24 protein-coding genes are annotated in these 26,160 nt (G+C 39.5%); 13 read left to right on the top strand and 11 right to left on the bottom strand.

The window, feature by feature from the left end; translation table 11 throughout:
- Positions 1-51: 51 nt before the first annotated feature.
- From AC1M9A_RS13420 to trpA, 4 genes are read right to left on the bottom strand one after another with little or no spacing between them, the layout of a single operon-like run.
- A complete protein-coding gene (locus AC1M9A_RS13420) occupies positions 52-1,014 on the bottom strand; it encodes an SPOR domain-containing protein (protein ID WP_481610402.1) in 963 nt (320 codons plus the stop codon).
- A complete protein-coding gene (gene folC, locus AC1M9A_RS13415) occupies positions 1,001-2,290 on the bottom strand; it encodes a bifunctional tetrahydrofolate synthase/dihydrofolate synthase (RefSeq protein WP_481598014.1) in 1,290 nt (429 codons plus the stop codon). The genes AC1M9A_RS13420 and folC overlap by 14 nt, the downstream gene beginning before the upstream one ends.
- Positions 2,287-3,183, bottom strand: coding sequence for an acetyl-CoA carboxylase, carboxyltransferase subunit beta (gene accD / locus AC1M9A_RS13410; RefSeq protein ID WP_481610401.1), 897 nt, complete (start codon positions 3,181-3,183; stop codon positions 2,287-2,289). Before accD ends, folC begins: the two co-directional genes overlap by 4 nt.
- Positions 3,180-3,983 (bottom strand): tryptophan synthase subunit alpha, encoded by an 804-nt coding sequence (trpA, locus tag AC1M9A_RS13405; protein WP_180028610.1) that lies wholly within the window; start codon positions 3,981-3,983, stop codon positions 3,180-3,182. The genes accD and trpA overlap by 4 nt, the downstream gene beginning before the upstream one ends.
- Before the next feature lie 351 nt (positions 3,984-4,334).
- Between trpA and AC1M9A_RS13400 the strand changes: the two genes are divergently transcribed.
- Positions 4,335-5,672, top strand: a complete 1,338-nt coding sequence (locus AC1M9A_RS13400; protein WP_481610400.1) for a Na+/H+ antiporter NhaC family protein — start codon at positions 4,335-4,337, stop codon at positions 5,670-5,672.
- A 62-nt stretch (positions 5,673-5,734) separates the two neighbouring features.
- Here the strand turns inward: AC1M9A_RS13400 and AC1M9A_RS13395 are convergent, their stop codons facing one another.
- Complete coding sequence (locus AC1M9A_RS13395) at positions 5,735-6,790, bottom strand: AraC family transcriptional regulator (RefSeq protein WP_481590896.1); 1,056 nt, start codon at positions 6,788-6,790, stop codon at positions 5,735-5,737.
- 141 nt (positions 6,791-6,931) lie between these two features.
- Here AC1M9A_RS13395 and AC1M9A_RS13390 point away from each other — a divergent pair, with 141 nt between their 5' ends.
- On the top strand, positions 6,932-7,807 hold the full coding sequence (locus AC1M9A_RS13390; protein ID WP_035267930.1) for a metal-dependent hydrolase: 876 nt from the start codon (positions 6,932-6,934) through the stop codon (positions 7,805-7,807).
- 158 nt (positions 7,808-7,965) lie between these two features.
- Entirely contained in the window at positions 7,966-8,835 is an 870-nt protein-coding gene (locus AC1M9A_RS13385; RefSeq protein WP_481609288.1) for a metal-dependent hydrolase, read from the top strand.
- Positions 8,836-8,889: 54 nt separating this feature from the next.
- On the opposite strand, the gene AC1M9A_RS13380 is transcribed toward AC1M9A_RS13385, so the two are convergent.
- Positions 8,890-9,885, bottom strand: a complete 996-nt coding sequence (locus tag AC1M9A_RS13380) for a DUF2804 domain-containing protein (protein WP_481610399.1) — start codon at positions 9,883-9,885, stop codon at positions 8,890-8,892.
- A gap of 131 nt (positions 9,886-10,016) precedes the next feature.
- Positions 10,017-11,135 (bottom strand): CaiB/BaiF CoA transferase family protein, encoded by a 1,119-nt coding sequence (locus AC1M9A_RS13375; RefSeq protein WP_481598018.1) that lies wholly within the window; start codon positions 11,133-11,135, stop codon positions 10,017-10,019.
- A 210-nt stretch (positions 11,136-11,345) separates the two neighbouring features.
- Here AC1M9A_RS13375 and AC1M9A_RS13370 point away from each other — a divergent pair, with 210 nt between their 5' ends.
- From AC1M9A_RS13370 to AC1M9A_RS13350, 5 genes are all read left to right on the top strand, one after another.
- Positions 11,346-12,356 carry an AraC family transcriptional regulator gene (locus AC1M9A_RS13370; RefSeq protein WP_092768523.1) on the top strand — a complete coding sequence of 337 codons (1,011 nt, stop codon included), beginning with the start codon at positions 11,346-11,348 and terminating at the stop codon, positions 12,354-12,356.
- A gap of 125 nt (positions 12,357-12,481) precedes the next feature.
- Positions 12,482-12,907, top strand: coding sequence for a hypothetical protein (locus tag AC1M9A_RS13365; RefSeq protein WP_481610398.1), 426 nt, complete (start codon positions 12,482-12,484; stop codon positions 12,905-12,907).
- Between the two features lie 196 nt (positions 12,908-13,103).
- A complete protein-coding gene (locus tag AC1M9A_RS13360) occupies positions 13,104-14,309 on the top strand; it encodes an acetyl-CoA C-acetyltransferase (RefSeq protein ID WP_035267939.1) in 1,206 nt (401 codons plus the stop codon).
- Positions 14,310-14,320: 11 nt separating this feature from the next.
- Positions 14,321-16,453 (top strand): 3-hydroxyacyl-CoA dehydrogenase NAD-binding domain-containing protein, encoded by a 2,133-nt coding sequence (locus AC1M9A_RS13355; RefSeq protein ID WP_481610397.1) that lies wholly within the window; start codon positions 14,321-14,323, stop codon positions 16,451-16,453.
- A 113-nt stretch (positions 16,454-16,566) separates the two neighbouring features.
- A complete protein-coding gene (locus AC1M9A_RS13350) occupies positions 16,567-16,896 on the top strand; it encodes a hypothetical protein (RefSeq protein WP_035267942.1) in 330 nt (109 codons plus the stop codon).
- 38 nt (positions 16,897-16,934) lie between these two features.
- On the opposite strand, the gene AC1M9A_RS13345 is transcribed toward AC1M9A_RS13350, so the two are convergent.
- Both AC1M9A_RS13345 and AC1M9A_RS13340 read right to left on the bottom strand, forming a co-directional pair.
- Positions 16,935-17,363, bottom strand: coding sequence for a GNAT family N-acetyltransferase (locus AC1M9A_RS13345; protein ID WP_481610396.1), 429 nt, complete (start codon positions 17,361-17,363; stop codon positions 16,935-16,937).
- 21 nt (positions 17,364-17,384) lie between these two features.
- Positions 17,385-18,596 (bottom strand): class I SAM-dependent methyltransferase, encoded by a 1,212-nt coding sequence (locus tag AC1M9A_RS13340; protein WP_481598022.1) that lies wholly within the window; start codon positions 18,594-18,596, stop codon positions 17,385-17,387.
- A 103-nt stretch (positions 18,597-18,699) separates the two neighbouring features.
- On the opposite strand from AC1M9A_RS13340, the gene trhA reads away from it, so the two are divergent.
- Together trhA and AC1M9A_RS13330 are read left to right on the top strand one after the other, a co-directional pair.
- Positions 18,700-19,338 (top strand): PAQR family membrane homeostasis protein TrhA, encoded by a 639-nt coding sequence (trhA, locus tag AC1M9A_RS13335; RefSeq protein WP_092768508.1) that lies wholly within the window; start codon positions 18,700-18,702, stop codon positions 19,336-19,338.
- 141 nt (positions 19,339-19,479) lie between these two features.
- Positions 19,480-20,790 (top strand): MFS transporter, encoded by a 1,311-nt coding sequence (locus AC1M9A_RS13330; protein ID WP_035267948.1) that lies wholly within the window; start codon positions 19,480-19,482, stop codon positions 20,788-20,790.
- Positions 20,791-20,833: 43 nt separating this feature from the next.
- Here the strand turns inward: AC1M9A_RS13330 and AC1M9A_RS13325 are convergent, their stop codons facing one another.
- The gene (locus AC1M9A_RS13325; RefSeq protein WP_035270000.1) at positions 20,834-21,844 is read right to left on the bottom strand and encodes a metallophosphoesterase; all 1,011 of its coding nucleotides are present in this window, start codon (positions 21,842-21,844) and stop codon (positions 20,834-20,836) included.
- Positions 21,845-22,015: 171 nt separating this feature from the next.
- Here AC1M9A_RS13325 and AC1M9A_RS13320 point away from each other — a divergent pair, with 171 nt between their 5' ends.
- Positions 22,016-23,578: a phospholipase D family protein gene (locus AC1M9A_RS13320; protein ID WP_481610410.1), complete on the top strand. Its 1,563-nt coding sequence runs from the start codon at positions 22,016-22,018 to the stop codon at positions 23,576-23,578.
- 39 nt (positions 23,579-23,617) lie between these two features.
- On the opposite strand, the gene AC1M9A_RS13315 is transcribed toward AC1M9A_RS13320, so the two are convergent.
- On the bottom strand, positions 23,618-24,412 hold the full coding sequence (locus AC1M9A_RS13315) for a lysophospholipid acyltransferase family protein (protein ID WP_481610395.1): 795 nt from the start codon (positions 24,410-24,412) through the stop codon (positions 23,618-23,620).
- A gap of 172 nt (positions 24,413-24,584) precedes the next feature.
- Here AC1M9A_RS13315 and AC1M9A_RS13310 point away from each other — a divergent pair, with 172 nt between their 5' ends.
- On the top strand, positions 24,585-24,722 hold the full coding sequence (locus AC1M9A_RS13310) for a hypothetical protein (protein ID WP_481610394.1): 138 nt from the start codon (positions 24,585-24,587) through the stop codon (positions 24,720-24,722).
- Positions 24,723-24,790: 68 nt separating this feature from the next.
- Positions 24,791-26,122, top strand: a complete 1,332-nt coding sequence (gene hflX / locus AC1M9A_RS13305) for a ribosome rescue GTPase HflX (RefSeq protein ID WP_481610393.1) — start codon at positions 24,791-24,793, stop codon at positions 26,120-26,122.
- Positions 26,123-26,160 lie beyond the last annotated feature (38 nt).

Below are 26,160 nucleotides of genomic sequence, written 5' to 3'. Positions count from 1 at the left end.
AAAGGATTCAAATTATAGTTTGAATCCTTTTTTCTAAAACAAAGCAAGAAACTATTGACGCTTATCCAGTGGTACCCAATCAATCACCCATGCTGATTTCATATTTAAACTTGCATCACTGTTAATTTTCTTACGTAACGCATCTGCCGAATCACGATCTTTAGATGGACCAACCATAATTCGAATACCTTTCGACGTTGGACTCTTCGTTACCTTATATCCTTTGGCACGAAGCTTAGCCGCAAGCGCATCTGCATTCGCCTCATTCGCAGCCAATGCCACTTGAACCATCCATTGACGATCTCCATTTTCCAGCAGATCACGAGCTTTTTCTGCCTCAGCTTTTTTCTTCGCTTCTTCAGCAGCTTTGCGTTTTTTCTCTTCTGCAGCTTTTTTATCAGCTTCAGCTTTCTTCTTCGCTTCTTCTGCTTTACGTTTTTCCTCAGCAGCTTTTTGCTCTGCTACTTTCTTTTCAGCTGCTCGTTTTTCTGCTTCAGCTTTACGATTTTGTTCTTCTGAGGATTTCGCCTGTTGTTCTTTTTGCTCAGCTAAACGCTTCTGTTCAGCTATGCGATTTTCTTCAGCCAAACGCTTTTTCTTTTCAGCTTCATCCTCAACCAATTCAGGAGGAATATTGTCTGAACTTTGCTGAGCAGCGTTTCGACGAGCATTCATTGCAGCATATTCTTCAGCAGCGCGACGTGCGGCTTCAGCTTCGGCCTCTTGTTGCATTCTTAAATATTCAGCAGCACGAGCCTCTTGCTCTGCCACAGCTTTCTCACGAGCACGTCGTTGCTCTTCAAGTAAACGCTTTTCAGTTTCCACATCAACTGTGAGAGGTTGAAGTTGTACTGCTTCAGGTTCATTCTTTTTTTGTTGAACAGCTTCAACCGGTTGTTCAACATTATTTTGGTGGATCTCTTCTTTGCCTTTTAGAAGTAATGCTGCCAATAAAACACCACCACCCAATAAAACAACACCACCCATCCAGCGTTGTTTGTTATTCATTGACATTCTCTAAATACTCCCAGACCGCTTCTAAGGTATGAAACGAACCACACACCAAAATCAGCTGATTATTTTTTGTTTCTTCAAGTGCTGATTTAAATGCGACCTGTACATTTGAATACTGTTGTACTGTCTCACCTTGAAGCGCTGACTCTAATTGTTTTAATGGTGCTGCACGAGGCACATCCATCGGCGCAATTTTCCACATAAATACCGTGTTTTTCAATAAATTAACGACTGAATCTATATCTTTATCCGCTAACATCGAAAACACAGCGATAACTTCTGTGTACTGTTTATTGTATTCTAAATAATTTCGCAATTGCTTTAACAAAAATTCTACACCATGCGGATTATGTCCCGCATCGAAAATCACTGTTTTTCCTGCGATTTCCCTTATTTCAAATCGACCTGGTAAATGTGCTTGAATAATGCCCTGCTCTAGTGCAGTTTGAGAAATTTTCAATCCACTGACCAATAATGCAGCCACGGCAGTAGAAACATTATCTAGGGCCAACTGACCACATGGTAATTTTAAGGTCAGTGCTGAACTTGAAAATGTCCAAGTTTTACCATCACCATTTGCTTGATAAAAATAATCCTGATTTAGACATGACAGCGTCGCATTACATGCAATGACTTTATCCTGAATTGATGTTGGAAGTATTTGTTGCCCACCAAAAATGACTGGAATATCTGGACGAATAATACCCGCTTTCTCAAAAGCAATTTTTTCAATGGTGTCACCCAGCCAATCTGTGTGATCCAATCCAATATTGGTAATGACCGCAACATTTGGATTAACGACATTCACAACATCCAAACGTCCCCCAAGTCCAACTTCCAATACCCAAACATCACATTTCTGTTGTTTGAAGATGACAAAAGCTGCAAGGGTTGTTGCTTCAAAGAAAGATAAACTTAAATCACATTCACGTCGTGCTTGATCAACTTGAACAAATGCTTCGATCAGAAGCTCATCTGAAACTTCCTGACCTGCGAGTTTTACACGCTCATTGAAACGATAGATATGCGGAGATTGATACAGACCGACTTGATATCCTTGAGCATTCAGAATAGAAGCTAAGGTTGTGGTTGTTGAACCCTTACCATTCGTACCAGCAACGGTAATGACTTTCGCTTGCGGGTGTGTAACGCCCAATTTTTCAGCCACAGGAATGACGCGTTCAAGCCCTAAATCAATTCCTGTAACGTGAACATGGCTCCAATAATCGAGCCATGTTTGTAAATTATCTGTACTGAGTGGAGCAGTGAGGTTCAAGGCAAATTCATCAATTTCGCTACGATACGATAAACTGTATCACGTAATGCGTGACGATGAACAATTTGATCGACTACACCATGATCAAGCAAGAATTCAGCACGTTGAAACGGCTCTTCTAACTTTTCGCGTACAGTCTGTTCAATGACACGTTTACCAGCGAAACCAATCATTGCTTTAGGCTCAGCGATATGCACATCACCCAACATGGCTAAAGATGCGGTCACACCACCATATACTGGATGAGTTAATACAACAATGTACGGAATACGAGCATCTTTCATTTTTTGAATCGCAGCTGATGTACGTGCCATTTGCATTAAAGATAACATTCCTTCTTGCATACGAGCACCACCAGAGGCAGCAAAACAAATCATTGGCTGTTTGGTTTCAATCGCACGCTCTGCTGCTTGTACAAATCGATCACCAACTACAGTACCCATCGAACCGCCCATGAAATCAAATTCAAATGCACAAGCGATTAAAGTTAAACCTTTGATTTGTCCTTCCATCACCACGAGTGCTTCAGTTTCGCCAGTTTTCTCTTGTGCTTCTTTCATACGCACAGGATAAGCTTTGCTATCCACAAACTTGAGTGGGTCTTTTGCAACAAACTCTTGACCTAATTCTTTTGCGGTTTTATCAAAGAACCAATTTAAGCGGTCACGTGCTTTCATTTTTAAATGCTCATCACATTGAGGACAAACATAAGCATTGAAAGACATCGCCGTACGAGTCACCAGAGCATGACACTCTGGACATTCAATCGTAGGCTCAGTAAACGTCGCTTTTAACGATTGCTGTTGATCAGGGATTTGAATACCTGGTACTGAACGATCTGTCCAAGGTGTTGCAGGTGCTAAAGTTTTCCCTGATTTAACTTCTTGATTCATACTAACTCATCGAGCGCTGCTCGAAGCTCCTTGACTTTATTGACCGCCTGTTCAACTGCTTGATCAGGAGTTGTCTGTGCAAATGGTTTAACAAAAGCACTACCAACAATGACCGCATCCGCTGCGCTTCCGATTGCTTTTGCAGAGGCTGCATCACTAATACCAAAACCTACACCAACAGGTACATCCGTCATCGACTTGATTTTTTCGATGCGTTGAGCAGCTTCATTCACATCTAAAGTCGCTGCACCTGTTACACCCTTCAAAGACACGTAGTAAATAAAACCACTCGCTTGATTAGCGACATGTTGAATACGTTGATCTGTAGATGTTGGCGCCAACAAGAAGATCTGATCCATATCAAACTTTTTCAAGACAACATCGAGCACTTGTGCTTCTTCAGGTGGTAAGTCCACCAAAAGAATACCGTCCACACCACAGTCATGAGCAGTTGATACAAATTTTTCATATCCAATGACTTCTACAGGATTCAAATAACCCATCAACACCACTGGTGTATCTGTGTCCTTTTCACGGAATTGCTTGACCATTTCCAATGCATCCAATGTATTTGTACCGGCTGCCAATGCTCGCTCAGCCGCAAGTGCAATCACTGGACCATCGGCCATTGGATCTGAAAATGGTAAGCCAAGTTCAATTACATCCACACCTGCTTCCACCATTTGATGTAACAAAGGAACCGTTACGTGTGGATGAGGGTCACCTGCCATGACATAAGAAACTAGAGCCTTACGCTGTTGAGATTTAAGCTGTGCAAATCGTGTGGCTAAACGTGACATAGGGATGTACTTTCCTTGAATTGTATAGAATTGAGGAGTTGGTTTTGTAAAATACAAGACGGCCCATTGTAACGCTATTTTTTACTCATTGAACAGAGTGTGATGAAAAGCACCAAACACTCTTTTCAGTTAAGTATTCCAAGTGCATATTTATCAATGTTTTGATTTTTTTAACAATGATCAAAAAGCTCGATTTTTTCTGTTTTTTCTAAATCATGAATATTTATATGAACTTATGTTTATTGATTAAAAATGTTTAAAAACAAATAGCTTAGCACTTACATTTTAACTTTTCTGAATTAGCCAAAGCTGTTCTATACTATACATGCTTACTCTTTTATTTCTTATGTTATGACCACAATCTCCCCAGGCAAGGCTTCTCCGCGAGCGCTTGCCCTTCTACCGCTTATTGTGTTTTTAGCCATTTTTTTGGGCAGCGGTATTTATCACACTCTGATTGGCACTGAGTTTGCCTTCTACCAAATTAAAGCACCCATTGCTGCTATCCCTGCCCTCATTCTTGCGGTATTACTTTATCGTGGCAAATTAAATACAGGTATAGATGAGTTTATCCGTGGGGCAAGCCATCCTAATCTTATTTTAATGTTTATGGTCTTTATGCTGGCAGGTGCTTTTGCCAGTATTAGTAGTGCCATTGGTAGTGTTGATGCAACAGTACAATTAGGTTTATCTCTCATTCCTTCGGCTTTTGTCCTGCCAATGCTCTTTGTTATTTCAGCGTTTATTGCTACTGCGATGGGCACCTCGATGGGTACTATCGCTGCTTGTGCGCCCATCGCATTTGGCTTCACTCAAGTCACCGATATAAATCCTGTTGTTGCGATTGGCGCTGTGGTTGGAGGAGCTATGTTTGGTGATAACTTGTCGATGATTTCAGATACCACTATCGCCGCAACTCGTAGCCAACGTGTAGAACTAAAAGATAAATTTAAAGTCAATGTATGGATTGCAGTACCAGCAGCACTTTTCACGATTTTGATTTATTTTGTGATGAGTCGTGATACGCAACAAATTTCTTTCAATGACTATAATTTTTGGCTGATTTTGCCTTATTTAGCCATATTTGCTTTGGCTTTTACCCGATTACATGTGTTGGCTGTACTTATGCTGGGCATTGTTATGTCTGGACTCGTCGGTCTGATTCAAGCCCCCGACTTTAACCTACTTAAATTAAATATTGTGATTTACGATGGCTTTTTGGGCATGTTTGAAGTCGCATTGCTTTCAATGTTACTCGGTGGTATTTCTGCCCTTATGCGAAAAGAAGGTGGCTTAGAGTGGCTAATACAACGCATTTATCAACTTACGCGTTTATTCAAAGTGGGAACGCAAAGAGCTGGTGAAATCGGAATCTGCCTTCTGGTAATCTTGTCTAATTTCTTTGTGGCAAATAATACGGTTGCCATTATTCTATCTGGCGATATGGCACGTGAAGTTGCTAAAGAATATGGTGTTGACCCAAAACGCTCGGCTGCTTTGTTGGATATTTTTTCTTGTGTTGTTCAAGGCTTAATTCCGTTTGGCGCACAATTATTATTGGCGTGTTCAATTGCAAAATTATCGCCAATGGAAATGATCCAAAACGTTTATTACTGCTGGATCTTAGCGGTGATTGCTATACTCTCCATTGCTTTTAGATATCCCAAAATACAGATGAATCAATTTTAGACTGGCATAAAAGTGAAGTCTTTAAAGGTAAGCTACATGCTTACCTTTTTTATTTCCATAATCTAACTTAGATTATGGTGGTGAGTTGGTCGTTGTTTAAGTTGTTTTTTAAACTGCAACAGCGTTATTCCATTATACATTTTAAATGCTCTAGCAAGCGCAGACTGATCTGAGTAACCGAGTTGCACTGCGATATCCGTTAACTCTAGCCCCTGATTTAATAGGCGCTCACATTGTGACATCCGCTCTTGCTCAAGTATGCGTTTAAATGATGTTCCGCGATCTTTTAATTGTCGTTGCAAAGTCCTCACCGACAAACATAATTCTGTCGCAATATCTTCAATCTTTGGCGCTTCGTGACGAATACGCAAATACTCAGCAATAATTAAGTGGAGTTGCCGATCAAGACTCGATTGCACGGGTTTTGATGCAATCGCCTCTTCCGCTTGTTGAACCAACAATTGCATAAGTGAAGGATCTGCTTGTTGGGGTTTTAGCTGCAACCCCTGAGTGCGAATTTGAAACTGATATTCAACTTGGCTGAACTCTACCTGACAACCATAGAACTTTTGATATTCATACAATGGTGCGATAGCTTCATGCGCCATGATCACTTTATACAGTGGAAAGGTATCATGCACTAATATTTGCTTTGCCAATGAAACCATCATGGCATTCGTCAGCTCATTGATAAAATTATAGTCATCACAAATAAACGGCCAGCTTAAAATCAGTATTTCACCGTTCTGGTGAATCTGCATGGGTGTAATCTCTTCACCATCAATCACCAAGCGGCTAAATCTTAAAATATAGTTCAGTGCTTCCGCCACCGTCTCACTTCGTGTCGCCATATATCCAAGCACACCAAAATGCTCAGGTTTCACATATTGAGCCATTTCAAAAATATAATTGGCGCGATTCAAATAAACCTGCGTGAGAGAGTTAAGTTTTAAGAAAAAAGAATATGATGATTGCATGGCAATCGGTGCTGCCAAAATTTTATTCAGCGTATCAACATCCTGATTTAACGCAGTCTTTATCTCTTTATCGAGCTGTTTCACTTGAATAAATGTTTGCCATAAATGGAAATATCCATTGGGTATTTGAATATCTTTCACGATGCACTATTCCTTTAGGCAAAATTGACTTTATTCATTTTCATTTGTCGTAAAATGTATAAAAAATGGCAAGTACTGTCAAAACAATCAGACCAATGCCATACATACTTAAACGATCTAAAGCGGATGAATGAAAATAAGATGAACGCATTGGTAAAATATCAGGTTGATCCTGTCGTACGCACGAATCTCAATTTCAAGCTCTCAGAAATTCCTCGTTTTTGGTTTGGTGGAGATCCATTCAAAACCCGTATGTTTGATGCATTGAGTCTAACTTTCCCAGACGGAGAGCGCTACTTCATTGAATCAGTTCGATTATTTAGAGATAAAATCAAAGACCCTGAATTACAAAAACGCGTCGCAGATTTTATTCGACAAGAAGCACAGCATGGAATTGCGCATGACAAGATGAATCAGGTCATGAAAGATCAAGGTATGCCTGTCGATCAATTTATTAAGGTTCTTAACAAAATTTTTAAATTCGAACTGACACGTCGTTCACCTCAATATAATATTGCCATGACTGCTGCAGCCGAACACTTAACTGCATTAATGGCTGATACTTTTTATAGTCAAAAAGCAACCCTTGAAGATGCTCACCCCTATGTGCGCGCGCTTTTAGCATGGCATGCTATCGAAGAGATGGAGCATCGTGATGTGGCTTTTGATGTCATGAAACAAGTCGGTGATGTTCCAGAACTTACTCGACAATTTGCTTTGGCATTTACAACTTTCATGATGCTTGGATTTACAACTTATCGTGCCAATATCATGTTGAAGTATGACGGATTTAGTCGTTTAGACCGTTTCAAAATGACCGTCAAAGGACTTCCATGGTTTATCGGTCGAAATGGCATGTTAACGAGAATGAAAGGTCCATACCTAGATTGGTTTAAAAAAGACTTCCATCCAAGCCAACATCCTGTGATTGCCCAATATGATGTATGGGTAAAAACATTAGCCGAGACCAATGATCCAATTCAAGCTGGTGAAGCATTCTGGCAAGCAGCTCGATAGTATTTCTATTACTGGCTAAATCATTTTTATTCGGTTGATTTAGCCAACATTACTTACAGTTTTAATCTCCTTCTCTCTTCTTTTGTCCTGTAGAGATAATGACCTTAATGTGATTTTTTTTACATACTTGTTCTTTCTGCATAAGTGATAAAAATAAAATGAATGCAATTACCACATACCATCCAGTGATTCGTAAGCACCTTGATTTCCGACTCAACGAAGTACCACGATTTTGGTTTAACAACGATCCTTTTAAAACACGTGTATTTGATGCTTTGAGTTTGACATTTCCAGATGGAGAACGATATTTCATACAGTGTGTCCGACTATTTCAACCGCATATTAAAGATCCTGTCTTAGCCAAACGTGTGAAAGACTTTATTCAACAAGAAGCGCAACACGGTATTGCCCATGACAAAATGAATAAAATTTTAATTGAGCAAGGTATGCCGATTGAAAAATATATTCATCAAGTCAATCAACGTTTCAAACATGCGTTAAAAAGGTATCCTGATCGTTTTAATATTGCGATCACCGCTTCATGCGAACACTTAACCGCTTTAATGGCAACGACATTTTTCAGTCATAAAAGTACGATGGCCCATGCACATCCTTTTGTCCGGGGTTTATTTGCATGGCATAGTATTGAAGAAATGGAACATCGCGATGTTGCTTATGATGTTATGATCGAGGTAGCGCAGACTTCAAACCTTACACGTTATACCGCCTTGGTTTTAGTTACGCTTATGATGTTTGGATTTACCATGCAAAGAACACATGGACTTCTCAAACAAGATGGTTTTACTCGAATTGAAAGGTTAAAAATGTTTGCTCAAGGCTTGAAATGGTTGCTTGGAAAAGATGGCATTTTAACGGCAAAAAAACGAGAATATTTAGACTGGTTTAAAGCTGATTTTCACCCAAATCAACACCCTATTATTCATCAATACCAAGTTTGGGTTGATACGCTCGCTGAAACTCAAGATCCACTTCAAGCAGGTGAAGCTTTTTGGGAAGCTGCGATATAAAAAAGAATGTAAAAAAAGTCCGATCAATCGGACTTTTTTGTTGTTATGACGCCGTTACCATTTAGCGTAATGTTGCTCTAATAGTCCATACTCTTGATTAAGCTCAATATGCTGACCATCATCTGAAATAATAAAACCCGTAATTTTAGATTGCCACTGACTGAACTGGCTGCCTACCATTCTAAGATTAAGATTTTCATAACGGCGCCAGCCTGTTTCAATGGTCAATTGTAATTTGTCATCCATAGATCGTATGATCCACATCTGATCATTTTGCATTTCAAAAAGAACATCCGTCAACGCATAAAGGCGTCCATTAATCCACAAACAGTTTTCATTGCCAAAGCTTTCATTCACGCCAGAGGCAAGATTCAAACCCACACGGTTTCCTTGCGCATCCCAAAAATTAGAAGATAGCCAAAACCAAGCCGTTTCAGGTCTTAGAAAACCGCAAGTATCATCAAGCGAAGCAAAAGTTCGTGAGTTAAATTCAATTTTTTCTTTTTGTTTATTAATGAAATACCCTTCAACGGCCAATGTAGTTAGTTTCTGAGTATAGGTCCAACCATTTATACCAGTAGGACTGCACATCGACAAAGGATCTGTTCCAGCACAAAAGATTCGTGCAGACAGTTTTTCTTCACCATGTTTGATCACTTTGATATAACGAACACCATTGGCATGTTGGATATCGAGTTGGATTTTTCCATGTTGAAAATGGCTATGATTAAATAGTGGCTGTTCATCTAGAACCGTACTGTGTGCCAATACATTAATCGCATTCCACTCGACGACTTGTCCGGTGTTATGGTCATAAATATAGATGAAACCATGTCCCGCCCAAGCGATATCGACGATAGCCATCCCAATGCTGTAATGCTCATGTTGGATACTACAAAACTTAAATTTCTTATATTTAAGTTTTTTTCTCCATCCTTTGAGCACTTTGCCATATGGCGTTTTATAAATATATTTTGAGACAGAAATTGCACTTGGCAATTCTGTAAAACGCCCATAGCGCGGTTGACCATTTACTTGAATTAAATCCATTGGGACTCAGCCTAATTTCATTCCATGACAATTATAGACTTTAGTCTAAAGTATTTCATTTACTGTATGAAAACATAGATTAAAGAACCGATACAGATCGGTTCTTTTTTTTCATATATTCAATACTTTGACTACCAGTTCCCTTCACCCAGGGTTTGGCCGATATAATGATACTGTGCCTTGGATCTTGAAAATTTAATTGGGCAAGCCAACTGTTTTTCTACCTCATTTGCATCTTTCCTTAGAGGTACATCTACTGTCCAAGCACGTTGTTGAGCCAAATCTGACGTCAGAGCTTCGTCTAGATTTAACACAGGTTCTACACATACGTCTAATTCAGAAAATGTTTTACGCCATACATCAAAACTTTTTTCCTTGATTTTATCAGCGATGGCAGTCTTGACTGCTTTTCGATCTTCAACATCAAATGAAGTTCCTTTTTCCAATAAGATAGGCAGTTCTAATACAGTTGCCAGACCTGTCATAAATTGAGGTTCTAAACTTCCAATTGAGATATAGCGCCCGTCTTGCGTTTGATAATAGTCATAAAATGTTCCCCCGTTCAGATGTTCATTTTCAGGGTACTGATTCTGCCCACCTGCAAGTACAGCTGCCGCGGCCATATTGTTTAAAGTCACCGCACAATCCGTCATAGAGATATCAATATATTGACCTAAACCACTTCGTTGCCTTTCGATCACGGCTGTTAAAATGCCGATCACTGCGTGTAAAGAACCGCCTGCGACATCTGCAATTTGAATCCCCATTGGTGGTGGTCCATTTTCCTGTCGACCTGAATGTCCAGCAATCCCTGAAAGTGAAACATAATTAATGTCATGTCCCGCTTTATCTTTATAAGAACCTGTTTGCCCATATCCTGTTATTGAACAATAAATCAGACGTGGGTTTATTTCAGATAAAGTTTGATAGTCGAGTCCTAAACGTCGCATCACTTCAGGACGGAACTGCTCAATGACGATATCGTATTCTGAAATTTTTGATTTAATGAGTTCAATACTCTGACTATCTTTTAAATCTAGGGCAATCGACTGCTTGTTACGATTCAAATAACTGTGCGCCGTGGCTTGACCATTTGCATAAGGTGGCAACATTCTGACAAGGTCTGGTCGATTTGGTGACTCTATATGGACCACCTCTGCCCCTAGATCTGCTAAGTACAAGGTCGCAAAGGGTCCGGGTAATAATGTGGAAAAATCTAAAACTTTCAATCCCTTTAATGCAGCTGTCATTGTTATTTTCACCAAGAATATGTTGATTTTTCACCCATAATAGAAATATAAAACAAGATTAACAATGTCATGTTCAGCCATTTACCTTGATCATTTCGGCAATTTATGATGTAAAAGAGCAATTACTCTAGTGATAATTGCCAATTAAATTATTTTTTGTGTCATTTAGGTCAAGTAGCAGTGAACATCAAAGAGACTGAAGGATTTAACATGAGTCGCGATACGATAAGTATCCATTTTGTGAATGCAGCCCTGACTGGGGTAAAACGTCTAGGGATGGATGTTGACACTTTACTTTCACATGTCGGCATTGAAGCTGAACTACTCCGCCAACCTAAAGCACGTATTTCTCCTGAGCAGTACACACGCTTTGTTAAAATGCTGTGGATGGTCACCCAAGATGAACACGTTGGTTTTGATATCCAGCCACGTCGCTTAGGGACCTTTGCGATCATGTGTCAATTGATCATACATGCCAAAACTTTAGGTGATGCGCTTGAGTTATCATCACAGTTCTACAAGTTATTTGGTGATGAGTGGTCTGTGACTTTAGAGCGCGATAAGCATGAAGCACGCTTAGTTCCACTCATTCCAAAAACAATGGATCCTGACCATTTCATTACTGAAAGTATGCTCATGATCTGGCATGGTTTGGCATCGTGGCTCATTGAGCGTCGTATCCCGTTAGAGCGTGTACATTTTTCATATCCACGCCCACAACATGCAGATGAATATGATGCGTTATTTTTTGCGCCAGTAATCCAATTTGATTCAGCTCGTACTGAAATCACATTTGCTGCAGACTACTTAGATCTTCCAATTCGCCAAGATGAAAACACCTTGGAAGAGTTTCTAAAAGGTGCTCCAGCGAAACTGTTGGTGAAATTCAAAAATACCAATTCGCTCACATCACGTATTCGTGAAGTATTGAAGAGCCAAATTGGTGAAGAAATGCCAACATTAAATGATGTTGCAGCCATGCTTTATTTATCACCACAGACGCTTCGCCGTCGCTTAGCTGCTGAAGGTAAGAGCTATCAAGGTGTAAAAGATGCCTTACGTCGAGACGCTGCAATTCACTTACTGTTAAACCCATCTTTAACTTTAGAAGATGTGGCACAACAAGTCGGCTTTAGTGAAACCAGTACCTTCCACCGAGCATTTAAAAAGTGGACAGGGGTAACACCAGGACTGTATCGTCAATTACATGGTTATCATTAATTTATTCAAACATAAAAAAGTCTGACATTGTTCAGGCTTTTTTTTACATATGGATTTAAGTGCTTATTTAACAAAAATATTCAAGTTGAAATTAAAATATTCGTAATATTTAAAGGAATAATAAGATGACACTTACTGCAATCTTAATCTCAATTTTGATTGGAATAGCAATTTATTTTTACAGTGTAAAATCGCACAGCTCTCGACCTCAAGCTGATATACAGTACACTTATAATATTGTCGGAGAAAATGCATATCAAAAAAATTTACTTAAAATAGCTGGTCAAAAAAAAGCTGTATCTAAATTTCATGAATGTACTGCTCATGTTCTGTCAGAACCATTTAACCAATACGATCCAAATGCAATCAAAGTTGAAATCAACGGACTAACAGTTGTCTATTTAAGTAAATTAGAAGCTGAAAAGCTGAAAGGGCAGATTATCAATAAAAAAGTGCCCGCTGTAATTAACGGTGGTTGGTATGTTGATAAAGATGATGAAGGTTCTTATGGTGTAAAGCTTGCCATATCAAGCGCCAAAGATTTGATATAGCAAAATTATAATCAAAGCATTCGCAATACAAATTTTTTTTAATTCGTCAAAAACTTTCATTTCACAATTTAAAACACTTAATTTTTCAGTGACCAAAAATATCAAACGACTCATCCGTTCTCGTCATTGCACAATCACATAGATCATCTACACTCAAAACACCATAACAATTTCAACCTATAAAAAAGGAACTATTATGAGCGAGGCTTACATCATTGATGCCATTCGCACACCACGCGGAAAAGGAAAAAAAGATGGTTCTTTACATGAAGTAAAACCAATCACATTACTCACAACGCTGTTAAATGAACTTCAAACTCGCCATCAACTCGATACTTCTAAAGTCGATGACATCGTGCTGGGTTGTGTAACTCCAATTGGTGATCAAGGCGGTGATATCGCTAAAACTGCTGCAATTGCTGCAGGCTGGAATGATGATGTAGCAGGCGTTCAAATCAACCGTTTTTGTGCTTCAGGACTAGAAGCTGTCAATCTTGCTGCACAGAAAGTTCGTTCAGGCTGGGAAGATGTTGTCGTTGCAGGTGGTGTAGAGTCAATGTCGCGTATTCCAATGGGCTCCGATGGCGGGCCATGGGCACTCGATCCAGAAACAAACCTGAAATCTACCTTTGTTCCACAAGGGATTGGTGCTGATTTAATCGCAACTTTAGATGGATACTCTCGTGCTGATGTAGACGCTTTTGCTGCAGATTCCCAAAAGAAAGCAGCAGCGGCTCAAGCGAATGGTTACTTCAATAAATCAGTTGTACCAGTAAAAGATAAAGCTGGCGTTGTCGTTTTAGATAAAGACGAGTTCATCAAACCAACGACTACCGTTGAAGGCTTAGCCAAATTAAATCCAAGCTTTGAAATGATGGGTGGTATGGGATTTGATGCAGTCGCATTACAAAAATATCCAGAAGCTCAGAAGATTAATCACGTTCACCATGCAGGAAACTCTTCAGGCATTGTAGACGGCGCTGCTGTTGTTCTACTTGCATCTGAAAAAGCGGTTCAAGAACAAGGCTTAAAACCACGTGCCAAAGTATTAGCAACTGCGCTTGTCGGAACTGATCCAACAATCATGTTAACTGGTCCAGCACCTGCGGCACGCAAAGCTTTGGAAAAAGCTGGCTTAACCATTGATGATATCGATTTATTTGAAGTGAACGAGGCGTTTGCGGCTGTAGTAATGCGCTTTATTAATGAACTCAATGTCGATCCTGCAAAAGTCAATGTAAATGGTGGTGCAATTGCAATGGGTCATCCACTCGGTGCGACAGGTGCCATGATTTTAGGTACGTTGCTCGATGAACTTGAGCGTCAAGGTAAAAAACGTGGCTTGGCTACACTGTGTGTAGGTGGTGGTATGGGTATCGCAACGATCATTGAATTGGTATAAGGAGAAGAATAATGAGTGCAATTCAATTTGAAAAAAATGCTGATGGCATTGTTATTCTCACCTTAGACTCACCTAATCAGTCTGCCAATACCATGAATGCAGATTTCCGAGTTGCTTTGGAAGAGACTGTAGCAAAACTGAAAGCCGAATCTGGCATTACAGGTATCATTTTTAAATCTGCAAAGAAAACCTTTTTTGCAGGCGGTGATTTGGATGAGTTGATTCAAGCTCAACCAGAACACGCCACTGAATTCTTTGGCATGATCCAAAAAATGAAAGCGGAATTCCGCTATATTGAAACCTTGGGTGTACCAGTTGTTGCTGCATTAAATGGAACAGCTCTCGGTGGTGGTTGGGAAATCGCACTAGGCTGTCATGCTCGTATTGCATTAAATGATCCTAAAGCGAAATTTGGTCTACCTGAGGTTACCTTAGGATTGTTACCAGGTGGCGGTGGTATCGTGCGTATGGTACGACTGCTCGGCTTGCAGAATGCTTTTCCTTTCCTGATGGAAGGTAAACAATTTGGTGTAGAAAAAGCAAAATCTTTAGGCTTAATTCAAGATACGGCTGATTCTGAACAAGAGCTCATAGATAAAGCGATTGCTTGGGTTAAAGCAAATCCAAAATCTCAACAACCATTCGATGTTAAAGGATACAAAATTCCAGGTGGTACGCCATCATCACCTCAAGTGGCTCAAGTCCTTGCGATTGCACCAGCAATGTTGCGTGACAAAACAAAAGGTTGCTATCCAGCCCCTGAAGCCATTATGGCTGCTGCCGTTGAAGGTGCTCAGGTAGATGTTGATACTGCGTTAACTATTGAGTCTCGCTATTTTACGTATCTGGCAACTGGTCAAGTTGCGAAAAACATGATTGGTACTTTCTGGCATGGACTGAATGCAATCAAATCAGGTGAAAGCCGCCCTAAAGAGCCTGCAAAATGGCAAGCGACCAAAGTAGGTGTTTTAGGCGCTGGAATGATGGGGGCTGGCATTGCCTACTCGACAGCGATTAAGGGAATTCAAGTCGTCCTTAAAGATGTATCGATTGAAAATGCGGAAAAAGGTAAGGCATATAGTCAAAAACTGTTAGATAAACGTGTTTCACAAGGTCGAATGACTGCTGAAAAGCGCGAACAAATTTTATCTCTCATTACCCCTACAGCGAATGCATCCGATTTACAAGGCTGTGATTTAATCATTGAAGCTGTATTCGAAAATCAAGAACTCAAAGCCAAAGTAACTCAAGAAGCTGAGCAATATTTGGTTGACGGCGGTGTGATGGCTTCTAATACGTCAACCTTACCGATCACAGGTCTTGCAACAGCAAGTAAAGATGCGAAAAACTTTATTGGACTGCATTTCTTTAGCCCTGTCGATAAAATGCAGTTGGTTGAAATTATTAAAGGTAAAGAGACTTCAGCTGAGACACTAGCTAAAGCCTATGATTATGTTCAACAAATTGGAAAAACACCTATCGTTGTTAATGATAGTCGTGGTTTCTTCACCAGCCGCGTATTTGGTACTTTTGTCAACGAAGGTTTGCGTTTACTGGCTGAGGGAGTACATCCAGCCAAAATTGAAATGGCTGCTTTAAAAGCAGGTATGCCAGTCGGTCCATTAGCAATCCAAGATGAAGTCGCATTAACCTTGTCTGAGCATGTGACCAACGAAACGCGTAAAGCGCTTCAGGCTGAAGGCAAAGATTTACCACACTCCCCTGCTGAAGATGTTTTAAAGCAAATGATCCATGAGTTTGGGCGTAAAGGCAAAGCTGTTGGTGCTGGTTTTTATGAATATCCAGAAAGTGGTAAAAAATACCTTTGGGATGGTTTAAACCATTGGACGAAAGAAACAGATATTTCTGAACAAGAAATGATTGATCGCTTCCTATTTGTTCAATCCTTGGATACGCTGCGCTGTTTGGAAGAAGGCGTTTTAGAGTCTGTCATTGATGGAAATATCGGTTCTATTTTCGGCATAGGATTTGCCCCTTGGACTGGCGGCGCTTTACAGTTCCTCAATCAATATGGACTCGCACAAGCGCTTGAGCGCGCGAATCAGCTTGAAGCGAAGTATGGTGAGCGTTTTAAAGCACCTCAACTCCTCAAGGACAAAGTTCAGTCTGGTCAGTCGATCTGATTGATATAAACTAAAAACCTCTCTTCGGAGAGGTTTTTTTCGGTCTTGTCGATAAATATGTGTTATAAAGTAACATATTCTCAGATTCATTTTACCCAACTTGGTATAGCATTATGACTGATCATTCTTCACCAGAAAAATCTCCTTGGGGTTGGAAAGCGCTAATTATCGCGATCATTTTAAGTATTATATTTATGGTGATTTTCTATGTAGCCATTGAAAATGAACCTGACTATATGCCAAGTAAACAACGAACAGAAACCAGTGAACATCATGCATTCAAAGCATCACCTGTGATGTCTGAAGAAGCAGCAGCAAAAATCGAAGCCAACAAAGCTGCTCAAGCTAGTGCAACTGAACACAATATGACTGAAGAAGAACACGCAGCAATGGGCGAACACAGTCATACACATGATGATCAATCAGGTTCACATAGTCATTGATATTTGTGATGAAAAAACGGAGCATTGGCTCCGTTTTTTTATTCAAGTTGCATCGTCATATAAACATGAGGAATACCACAATCTAAGTATTCCTTACCTTGGGGCTCAAACCCTAAACGTTCATAAAATGGTAATGCATGAACTTGAGCAGAAAGATTCAAGGTTGGTCGCTTTTCCCTTTGAGCAAACTCAATTATAAATTTCATGAGCTCAACCCCAAAACCTTTTCCTCGATAAGCCTTTATGACTGCTACCCTTCCAATACTATGATTTTGAAGTAGTCGAGCCGTGGCGATTGCCTCACCTTCATGGAAAACAACGAAATGAATCGATGTCTCATCTTCCATATCCCATTCGTCTTCAGGTGAAATTTGTTGTTCCAGAATAAATACTTGCTCTCGTATCTGCATCGCGTAGCACTTTAATTGCGACCATGAACCTACTTGAACATCGAAGACATTACTCATGTGTTAATTCCCAAAGGTGTGTTAGCACTTTTCACCAATATTTTGTTGCTCCCACTCTCCTTTTAGAAGCAACTCTAATGAGTGCTTTTGAATACCATACATATTTTTTAATGCAATTATTTGATCTAACACTTGCTGATCTGGTGCGTTAAAGTCTTTGCGCTTGGTGGCTAAAATCATTTTATTTTTACTGGTATGCTCCAAAGCCACAAATTCAAAAACTTTTGTCTCGTAACCATAGGCTTTTAACAATAGCGCTCGAATTGTATCTGTCAGCATTTCAGCTTGTTGCCCCTCATGAATACCAAACTGCAACATTGGCTTTAGTACAGAGGGACTTTGCATTTGAGGTCTTAACTCTTTGTGGCAGCACGGCGCGCACATAATCATTTGCGCATTCAATCGAATACCTGTATGAATCGCAAAATCAGTTGCTACATCACAGGCATGCAACGCAATCATGACATCGAGTTTTTCAGGCGAGTAAGTTCGTACATCTCCTTGGAAAAAATCTAAATGCTTAAAATCTGATTTACGGGCAACATCTTCACAGAAATGAACCATTTTCTCGTTCAGTTCCACACCTGTAACATAAGGATTATAATCATTTTTTTGTAAGTAGTCATACAGTGCAAAGGTGAGATAACCTTTACCTGAGCCAAAATCGACAACGTTGAGCTGCTGATCAACTTGAATTTGGTTTAATGCGCCTGAGCAAATCTCAACAAATTTATTAATCTGTTTCCACTTACGCGCCATGCTTGGAATAATTTGTTCTTTTTGATCCGTAATACCCAACGGTTGAAGAAAATAACTTTCTTGCTCAACAAAACGGTGTTTTTGACGGTCGTGTGATTTTTCAATGATCTTGGAGACTGAAGCCTTTTTACTTTGAGTTAAGATCGCTTTTTTCTTATTTTTCTTGAGCTGTAACTCGCTGTCCAATGTAAAAAGATTGGCTTGTTTGCATTCACTGACCAATTTACTCACCAACGGATCAGCTTCATCAATTGGAAAATTTTTGGTCACATCTTGAGTTTTAAAGCGATACAGAACATTCAGCATCCATTCATCTTGTAATCGAATCATGCGTAAAGTCATCTTCTCTAAAGCTTCTATCTCGCCCTGATACTGACTCAGAATCATACGATCAAAACGCTGAGAAGCTAATGCTTGATGAAATGCTTCAAGAAATTGTTGCTCTTGCGGTGTGGAGGATGCCGAAACGGTCATAAACAGTGCCAAAAAAAGAAATGCTATTAAATTTTAATGCGTCTTACGCGAAAAGCAAAATTCAATTACGATACAGATGTATAATTAAATGTGTAAGTGAACAATGAAAGCATCTCCTGCTTCGTATGATCCATTAGAAGAAAAAATTAATTTCATCAGTCATGCCATTGGTGCTGTCTTGGCCGTCATCGGTGCCATTTTATTGATTATAAAAGGTGCTGCTTATCCTATGGCACAATGGATCGGGCTTTGGGTCTATGGACTTAGTTTAGTTCTACTCTTTACGGCGTCTAGTCTTTATCATTTTGCGGAAACACCTGAGCGTCGGGGTTGGTTTAAAAAATTGGACCACACGGCTATTTATTATCTCATCGCAGGAACATACACGCCTTTTCTATCTATAGCTTTACCAACGCAAAAAGCTCACTATTTATTAATTGCACTTTGGGTAATTGCGGCGATTGGCACTTTATTTAAATTGGTATTTATTCACCATTTTCAAAAAATATCGCTTTTTGCCTATCTCGCAATGGGATGGTTAGCATTACTTGTGATCGATGATATGCGCACATATTTATCTGATCAAAGTTTAACCTTCCTTATTGTTGGTGGTCTTGCTTACACCATAGGCGCATTGTTTTATGCCTTAAAAAAGGTAAGATACACTCACGCTATCTGGCATATTTTTGTATTGATAGGTGCAGGATCACATTTCCTGTCTATTTATCTTTACGTGCTATAACCACTTTAACTACATCGTCTAGCAACCCTAACACCGTAGAGCAAGCTGGTATTTCGTATTTTTTTAAGAAATTACGCCTTTTTTAAAAAGATTACGCTATTAAATCTAAGTTTTTTATTTTTAGTAAGTGTAAGGTCTCTCATGGCGTCTAATACAGCATCACAACAAGCTCAGCCCGCAAACTCTAAAACTCGGGTATTAACTGCAAGCCTCGTTGGTACAACCATCGAGTTCTTCGATTTTTATATTTACGCAACAGCTGCGGTCATAATTTTCCCCTACTTGTTCTTTCCAACAAGCACAGATCCTATGACAGCAACGATTCAATCATTAGCAACTTTTGCAATCGCATTCATCGCACGTCCTATCGGCGCCGCACTATTCGGTCATTTGGGAGATCGAATCGGTCGTAAAGCAACCTTAGTGGCAGCCTTGCTAACCATGGGGCTTTCTACCGTTGCGATTGGTTTACTTCCAACCTATGCGCAAATTGGCATTGTGGCACCCTTACTTTTAGCTTTGTGCCGATTAGGTCAGGGCTTAGGTTTAGGTGGCGAATGGTCAGGTGCAGTTCTACTCGCAACTGAAAATGCGCCAGAAGGCAAACGTGCTTGGTACGGTATGTTCCCTCAACTTGGTGCACCTATCGGCTTCATCCTTGCCACAGGCTCTTTCCTTACGCTTGGGGCATTCATGAGTGAAGAAGCATTCATGTCATGGGGATGGCGTATTCCATTTATTTCAAGTGCCTTATTGGTGATTGTAGGCTTGTGGATTCGCTTAAAGTTGCATGAAACGCCAGCATTCCAAAACGTGCTTGATAAACAAAAAGAAGTGAATGTTCCTTTTGTACAAGTTTTTAAAAAGCATTCAAAAATGCTTGTACTCGGAACGATTGCAGCCATTTGTACTTTCGTAGTTTTTTACTTAACCACTGTATTTGCTTTGCAATGGGGTACAAAACAATTAGGTTACTCTCGTGAAGAGTTCCTACAACTTCAGTTGGTTGCAACGCTTTGTTTTGCAGCATTTATTCCCCTTTCTGCAATTTTTGCGGAAAAGTTCGGTCGTAAAACCACTTCGATCGCGGTGTGTGTAATTTCTGCTATTTTTGGTATTTTCTTTGCGGACATGTTGGAGTCAGGAAGCACACTGATTGTGTTCTTATTCTTATGTATTGGTCTTGCGATTATGGGCTTAACCTATGGTCCAATCGGTACAGTACTTTCAGAAATCTTCCCGACATCGGTGCGTTATACTGGTTCGGCGTTAACATTTAACCTTGCTGGTATTTTTGGTGCATCTTTCGCACCTTTGATTGCAACGAAATTGGCAACTGAATATGGTTTGTCTGCAGTAGGCTATTATTTGACGGCTGCATCAATCCTTTCGCTGATTGCTTTCCTCATGATTCGCGAAACGAAACATGATGATGTGAATAATCAAATTTGATGCTTTCAGCTAATAAAAAAACCGGCTTAAGCCGGTTTTTTTATTAGCTGAGCTCAATGATATCAATCATCGGTGGTACTCTGAATCTGAATGGGACACCTACCATGCCAGTACCTACGGACACATAAACATTGGCATGTTCATGCTTATATAAACCACGTTTATGACCCAAGATAGACACTTTTTTCATGATGTAATCTGTCAACCACGGAAGCTCCACTTGTCCCCCATGAGTATGCCCTGACAACATCAACGGATGAGTTGGCAATTTTGGCACCATATCCACCGTATCCGGATTATGTGACAGAATTAACCACGGCTTATCTTGTGGTAAATCAGGCATATCCCGCATGTCAGCCTTACCTGCCCACAAATCCCCCACACCAATCAATCTAAACTCATCAAACTCAACAATCTTACCTTCAATATCCATCACCTGATTTGAAGCTAGCGCATCTTTTAATAATGCCTGAATCGGTGGACCTGGATATTGCTCATCATGATTACCATTCACAGAATAGACAGGCGCTTGAATTTCTCTTAATACTCGGAGCTCTTCTGCCAGCTTATTTTCTGGTTCATAGGTCCAATCACCTGCCACAACCACTAAATCTGGTTGAGCTTGATTAATCTTATTCACGATAATTTTCAGTTGTCTTTCATGCCCAGAAAACAATCCAATATGTAAGTCTGCAATTAATGCCACTTTAATCGGATGTTTAAAGGGTTGCGCCGAACTTAACTTGTAACTCAGGTTATTCACTACTACACGATGTGGCTCAATGAAACGTGCATAAATCAATACACTGCTCAACAAGAAAATAAACACACCTTCATGCAATGAAAATATACCTTGCCAAGTAGCAAAAATACTAAAAAACCACAACGGAACAAGTAAATAAGAAAGATAAAATGCCAAGAGATGAACAAAGGCTTTAAATGGATGTATGGTTTCAGTTCGAGATTGGCTCATCCATGCTTGCGTGACTCCCCAAATAGCGAAGAGCGAGAAAATAATATAGAACGCAGCAAGGATGTTATTTGTTGTCCACATATTCAATCTCTTTCATTAAATCAGACGAATAATCTGAGTGGTTCATTTATCTTTTAAATGGTGCTCTTTATACTTTAGCACATTGAGTTCAAAGAATAGATTATGCAAGCAAATCACATGGAAAAGAATCAATCTCAACAATTGAATCGCCAAAAGAAAACATCTTTTAAAATGCGCTTCATTATGAGTTCATGTTTGATTCTTGCTTTACCCGCATGCTCAACTTTACCCACTCAACAAGCTGTTGCACCTCAATATGCGTATGACATCGACACTCATGACACTTCATTGGCGCAAATTGTCGAACCTTTGAAAATTAAGAATCCTGAATTAACAGGTTTTCATGTTTTATATGATCCAATCGAAGCGATAGCTGCACGTTTTCAATTAATTGAGAAAGCCGAAAAAACACTCGACCTTCAATATTACATTTGGGATAACGACCGTGTAGGTGCATTGGCTCTTTATAAAATCATTCAAGCTGCTGATCGTGGTGTAAAAGTCAGATTGTTAATGGATGACAATAACGCTAAGACGATGGAAAGTATTTATCTCGCGCTGGATCAACATCAAAACATTGACGTAAAGTTATTCAATCCTTATAAATTCCGACGCCTTAGACCCGTTGATATGATTTTGGATCTGAAACGTATCAATCGACGGATGCACAACAAAACGTTTACAGCTGACAATCAAATTACCCTGATTGGCGGCCGAAATATGAGTAATCAATACTACAATGTCAGTGACCGATATCAATTTTCAGATGTTGATGTCATGCTTGTCGGTCATGCAGTAAGTGATATTACACACTCATTTGATGAGTACTGGAATCATGAATATGCCTATCCAGTTAAAAATATTGTCAATCATCAACAATATACATTGCGCTATGAAGGTTTAAAACAGCAACTGCAAGAGCACTTTGATGATGGTGCTGTACGTAGTTATGTTGAAATTACTCGTGAATCTCATGATTTTGATCGTTGGCTCAATCAAGAAATTAAGCTGGATTGGGTGAAAGCAGAAGTCATCAAAGATTCTCCTGAAAAAATCAAAGCGAAAGCTAAGAAAGAAGAACATCTCAACTTTCAACTGGTTGAACGCTTAGAGAAACCAGAAAAAAGTGTCGATATCATTTCCGCTTACTTCGTTCCTGAACGCAAGGGTGAGCAACGCTTAAGTGCGATCGCACAAGATGGCGTTAAAGTTCGCGTACTGACCAACTCTTTTAAAGCCAATGATGTTGCGCTTGTACATGCATTTTATGCGAAATATCGTCAGGATTTACTGCAAAACGGCGTAGAGTTATATGAGTTCCTCCCTGCTTTGCCAGAAGAATTCCAAAATAAAAATAATATTGAAATTTCTAAGCAGTCCAAAGTGAGCCTTAAAGGGCTGAGTCGCTCAAGCCTGCATGCAAAAATGATGGCTTTGGATGATAAGCAAGTATTTATCGGATCATTTAATTTTGATCCACGTTCAGCCAATTTAAATACTGAAATTGGCGTCATTTTAAACAGCCAGCCCCTAGCGCAAGCTGTACATAAAACCATGGATCAGAACCTAAAAAAATATGCCTATAAATTAGTTCTAGATTCACAAAATAATATTAATTGGAAACAAGCGACTCCTGATGGTATTAAAATCTATACCAAAGAACCAAAAATGAAATGGTGGCAAAAAGCAAGTTTGAAAGTTATCTCATGGTTACCAATCGAAGGATTCATGTAAAAACAGGGATCATCATGATCCCTGCTTTGCTTCTACTGATTAAGCTTTGAGTACTTTTTGATGTAATGCTTCCAATCCTTCCTGCATTCTGAGTTGCACTTCTCTCGTTAAGCTTTCAACTGTATGTCCAGTAACATCAATCGTGGGCAAAGCTGTTAAATGTGCAACGACTTGAGGCATTTCCAATACCGCTTTGAGATGCGCTGTAAATCCAATATTTCCAATAAAGGGAGCAACCTGATCTAACTCCCCCTCTTGATTAACATAACAGATTAAACAAACTTGCACTGGTTTTTGAGCCTCGATAGCTGCAGCTAAAAGTCTTCCATGCACTTTTTTGACTTTAGTTCCATCAGTCGTGGTTGCTTCTGGAAAAAATAAGACAGGGATATTTTGCTTCAAAAATTCCGTGATTTGCTCTTTAATACGGACCGAATCTCCTGAACCTCGTTTAATGAACAGTGTTCCACCACCCTTGGCAAGTTTCCCAAAAATCGGCCAATTTTCAATTTCTGCTTTTGCTAAGAAAAATACACGCGCACTCGAACCCAATACAGGAATATCTAACCAAGAGATATGATTGCTCACCCATAATGCGGGTTCACGAGGAATGTTGCCATGCACTTGTAAATCGATATTAAAAACTTTGCATAAGCGACGGCAAAAATGTTGTACATAGCGAGTATTGTTTGGATTATTCGGATTTTTATACATTTGATGCCTAAAAATTAAATAAAACCCTTCAGTGACAGCAGCAGTACCTGAGATGATTTTTTGGCTATATAGCGCTGTTTTTGAAAATAAATTGAGTTTTTTAGGCGTTAATGTTGTCATAAATTATTTCACTAAATAATAACAGGCGTTATCCACTATAGCTCCATTCTATACTGAGCTCACCAGAGATGCATTGATTATAAAAACCGTATACATAGATTTGAAAATTCAATTTCAATTCAAACACTCAATAAAATACAATTTTTAAATCGAATTTATAGATTGAAAAATTATGCAAACTCCAACTCAATCATCATCAAATCAAGTCCTTCCCATCTGGTCGGCACTCTTCTCATTGGCATCAATTGTCGGTGGCGTCTTTTTATTTATGCTGGCGTTTATACTCATGTTCAAAACTGCTTTAGGTTAATTTAAATCTATTTCCCTCAATTGTTCAATTTCCTCTACACTAGAGTTTTGATGTGGAGTGTTAGCTGAGTGGAAGTTACTGGACAAAATCAAGCAAATGAACGAGCGGTCTTGGTGAGTGTTAATGTCCAAATATTAGAAGATCTTGATCAAGAAGAATTTCGTTTATTGGCCAAATCTGCTGGTGCAGAGATTCTTGAACATATACAAGCTCAACGTATTAAACCGGATCCTAAATTTTTTATTGGTTCGGGTAAAGCTGAAGAAATCGCCGAATTTGTTGCAGCGGTAGAAGCTGATATTGTCATTTTCGATCATTCCCTCACACCATCTCAAGAACGTAATCTCGAGCGTGTTATTCAATGTCGTGTTATCGATCGTACTCGCCTGATCTTAGATATTTTTGCACAACGCGCACGAACACATGAAGGTAAACTACAAGTTGAATTGGCTCAGTTAGATCATCTCGCTTCGCGTTTAGTGGGTGGTCGCATGGGCTTAGATGGTCAAAAAGGTGGTATTGGTCTACGTGGTCCAGGTGAAACACAATTAGAAACAGACCGTCGTTTACTCCGCCTCCGCATAAACCAGCTTAAAGACAAACTTGAAAAAGTCCGCCAGACACGAATCCAAGGTCGTGCAGCGCGTCAAAAAGCGTCTATTCCAACAGTGTCTCTTGTCGGTTATACCAACGCAGGAAAATCCACCCTATTTAATATTCTTGCTGAAAGTGATGTGTATGCAGCAGATCAATTGTTCGCAACTCTTGACCCAACTTTAAGAAGATTAAATTGGGATGGCATTGGAACATTGGTCTTGGCTGACACAGTGGGATTCGTTCGCAATCTTGCACACTCCTTAGTAGAGTCATTCAAAGCAACACTTGAAGAAACACTTGAGGCGACTTTGCTTTTGCATGTTATCGATTCAAATAGTCCAGAAAAGCTTGAGCAAATTGATGCTGTTGAAAAAGTCCTGAAAGAAATTGGGGCTCAGGTGCCAATTTTACGCGTATACAATAAAATTGATCAAACGGGTGAAGAGCCGAAAATCATTTATGCTTCTCCCAATTTGCCCGATCGAGTCTATGTTTCAGCACACTCAAGTCAAGGTTTAGATTTACTGCGACAAGCCGTTCAAGAATGTTTAATGGGGCAAATACAACAATTTGAACTCACACTCAAACCTGAATATGGCAAATTACGAAATCAACTGTATGAATTAAATGTGATTCAGTCTGAACATTATGATGATCTAGGTCATTTGATTTTAAATATTCAAATTGCGCCACATAAATTAGAGCAGCTTATAAAACAAGCACATTTACCAATTGATCAAATTCTTGGGGATAAAGCGCAACAATTTAAAAGACCCTTAGAAGAGTTTGAAATCAAATCATAAATCAGTTAAAACGTGATAAATAATGTTAAAAGTATAAT

The organism is Acinetobacter sp. ANC_7634 (genome assembly GCF_056779875.1).
This window is presented reverse-complemented; position numbering and strand designations above follow the sequence as displayed.

What these genes read in the sequence shown, in the direction of transcription:
- AC1M9A_RS13420 (WP_481610402.1), bottom strand. Translation starts at nt 1,014, where the DNA reads ATGTCAATGAATAACAAACAACGCTGGATGGGTGGTGTTGTTTTATTG.
- accD (WP_481610401.1), bottom strand. Translation starts at nt 3,183, where the DNA reads ATGAATCAAGAAGTTAAATCAGGGAAAACTTTAGCACCTGCAACACCT.
- trpA (WP_180028610.1), bottom strand. Translation starts at nt 3,983, where the DNA reads ATGTCACGTTTAGCCACACGATTTGCACAGCTTAAATCTCAACAGCGT.
- AC1M9A_RS13400 (WP_481610400.1), top strand. Translation starts at nt 4,335, where the DNA reads ATGACCACAATCTCCCCAGGCAAGGCTTCTCCGCGAGCGCTTGCCCTT.
- AC1M9A_RS13390 (WP_035267930.1), top strand. Translation starts at nt 6,932, where the DNA reads ATGAACGCATTGGTAAAATATCAGGTTGATCCTGTCGTACGCACGAAT.
- AC1M9A_RS13385 (WP_481609288.1), top strand. Translation starts at nt 7,966, where the DNA reads ATGAATGCAATTACCACATACCATCCAGTGATTCGTAAGCACCTTGAT.
- AC1M9A_RS13380 (WP_481610399.1), bottom strand. Translation starts at nt 9,885, where the DNA reads ATGGATTTAATTCAAGTAAATGGTCAACCGCGCTATGGGCGTTTTACA.
- AC1M9A_RS13375 (WP_481598018.1), bottom strand. Translation starts at nt 11,135, where the DNA reads ATGACAGCTGCATTAAAGGGATTGAAAGTTTTAGATTTTTCCACATTA.
- AC1M9A_RS13370 (WP_092768523.1), top strand. Translation starts at nt 11,346, where the DNA reads ATGAGTCGCGATACGATAAGTATCCATTTTGTGAATGCAGCCCTGACT.
- AC1M9A_RS13365 (WP_481610398.1), top strand. Translation starts at nt 12,482, where the DNA reads ATGACACTTACTGCAATCTTAATCTCAATTTTGATTGGAATAGCAATT.
- AC1M9A_RS13360 (WP_035267939.1), top strand. Translation starts at nt 13,104, where the DNA reads ATGAGCGAGGCTTACATCATTGATGCCATTCGCACACCACGCGGAAAA.
- AC1M9A_RS13355 (WP_481610397.1), top strand. Translation starts at nt 14,321, where the DNA reads ATGAGTGCAATTCAATTTGAAAAAAATGCTGATGGCATTGTTATTCTC.
- AC1M9A_RS13350 (WP_035267942.1), top strand. Translation starts at nt 16,567, where the DNA reads ATGACTGATCATTCTTCACCAGAAAAATCTCCTTGGGGTTGGAAAGCG.
- AC1M9A_RS13345 (WP_481610396.1), bottom strand. Translation starts at nt 17,363, where the DNA reads ATGAGTAATGTCTTCGATGTTCAAGTAGGTTCATGGTCGCAATTAAAG.
- AC1M9A_RS13340 (WP_481598022.1), bottom strand. Translation starts at nt 18,596, where the DNA reads ATGACCGTTTCGGCATCCTCCACACCGCAAGAGCAACAATTTCTTGAA.
- trhA (WP_092768508.1), top strand. Translation starts at nt 18,700, where the DNA reads ATGAAAGCATCTCCTGCTTCGTATGATCCATTAGAAGAAAAAATTAAT.
- AC1M9A_RS13330 (WP_035267948.1), top strand. Translation starts at nt 19,480, where the DNA reads ATGGCGTCTAATACAGCATCACAACAAGCTCAGCCCGCAAACTCTAAA.
- AC1M9A_RS13325 (WP_035270000.1), bottom strand. Translation starts at nt 21,844, where the DNA reads ATGTGGACAACAAATAACATCCTTGCTGCGTTCTATATTATTTTCTCG.
- AC1M9A_RS13320 (WP_481610410.1), top strand. Translation starts at nt 22,016, where the DNA reads ATGCGCTTCATTATGAGTTCATGTTTGATTCTTGCTTTACCCGCATGC.
- AC1M9A_RS13315 (WP_481610395.1), bottom strand. Translation starts at nt 24,412, where the DNA reads ATGACAACATTAACGCCTAAAAAACTCAATTTATTTTCAAAAACAGCG.
- AC1M9A_RS13310 (WP_481610394.1), top strand. Translation starts at nt 24,585, where the DNA reads ATGCAAACTCCAACTCAATCATCATCAAATCAAGTCCTTCCCATCTGG.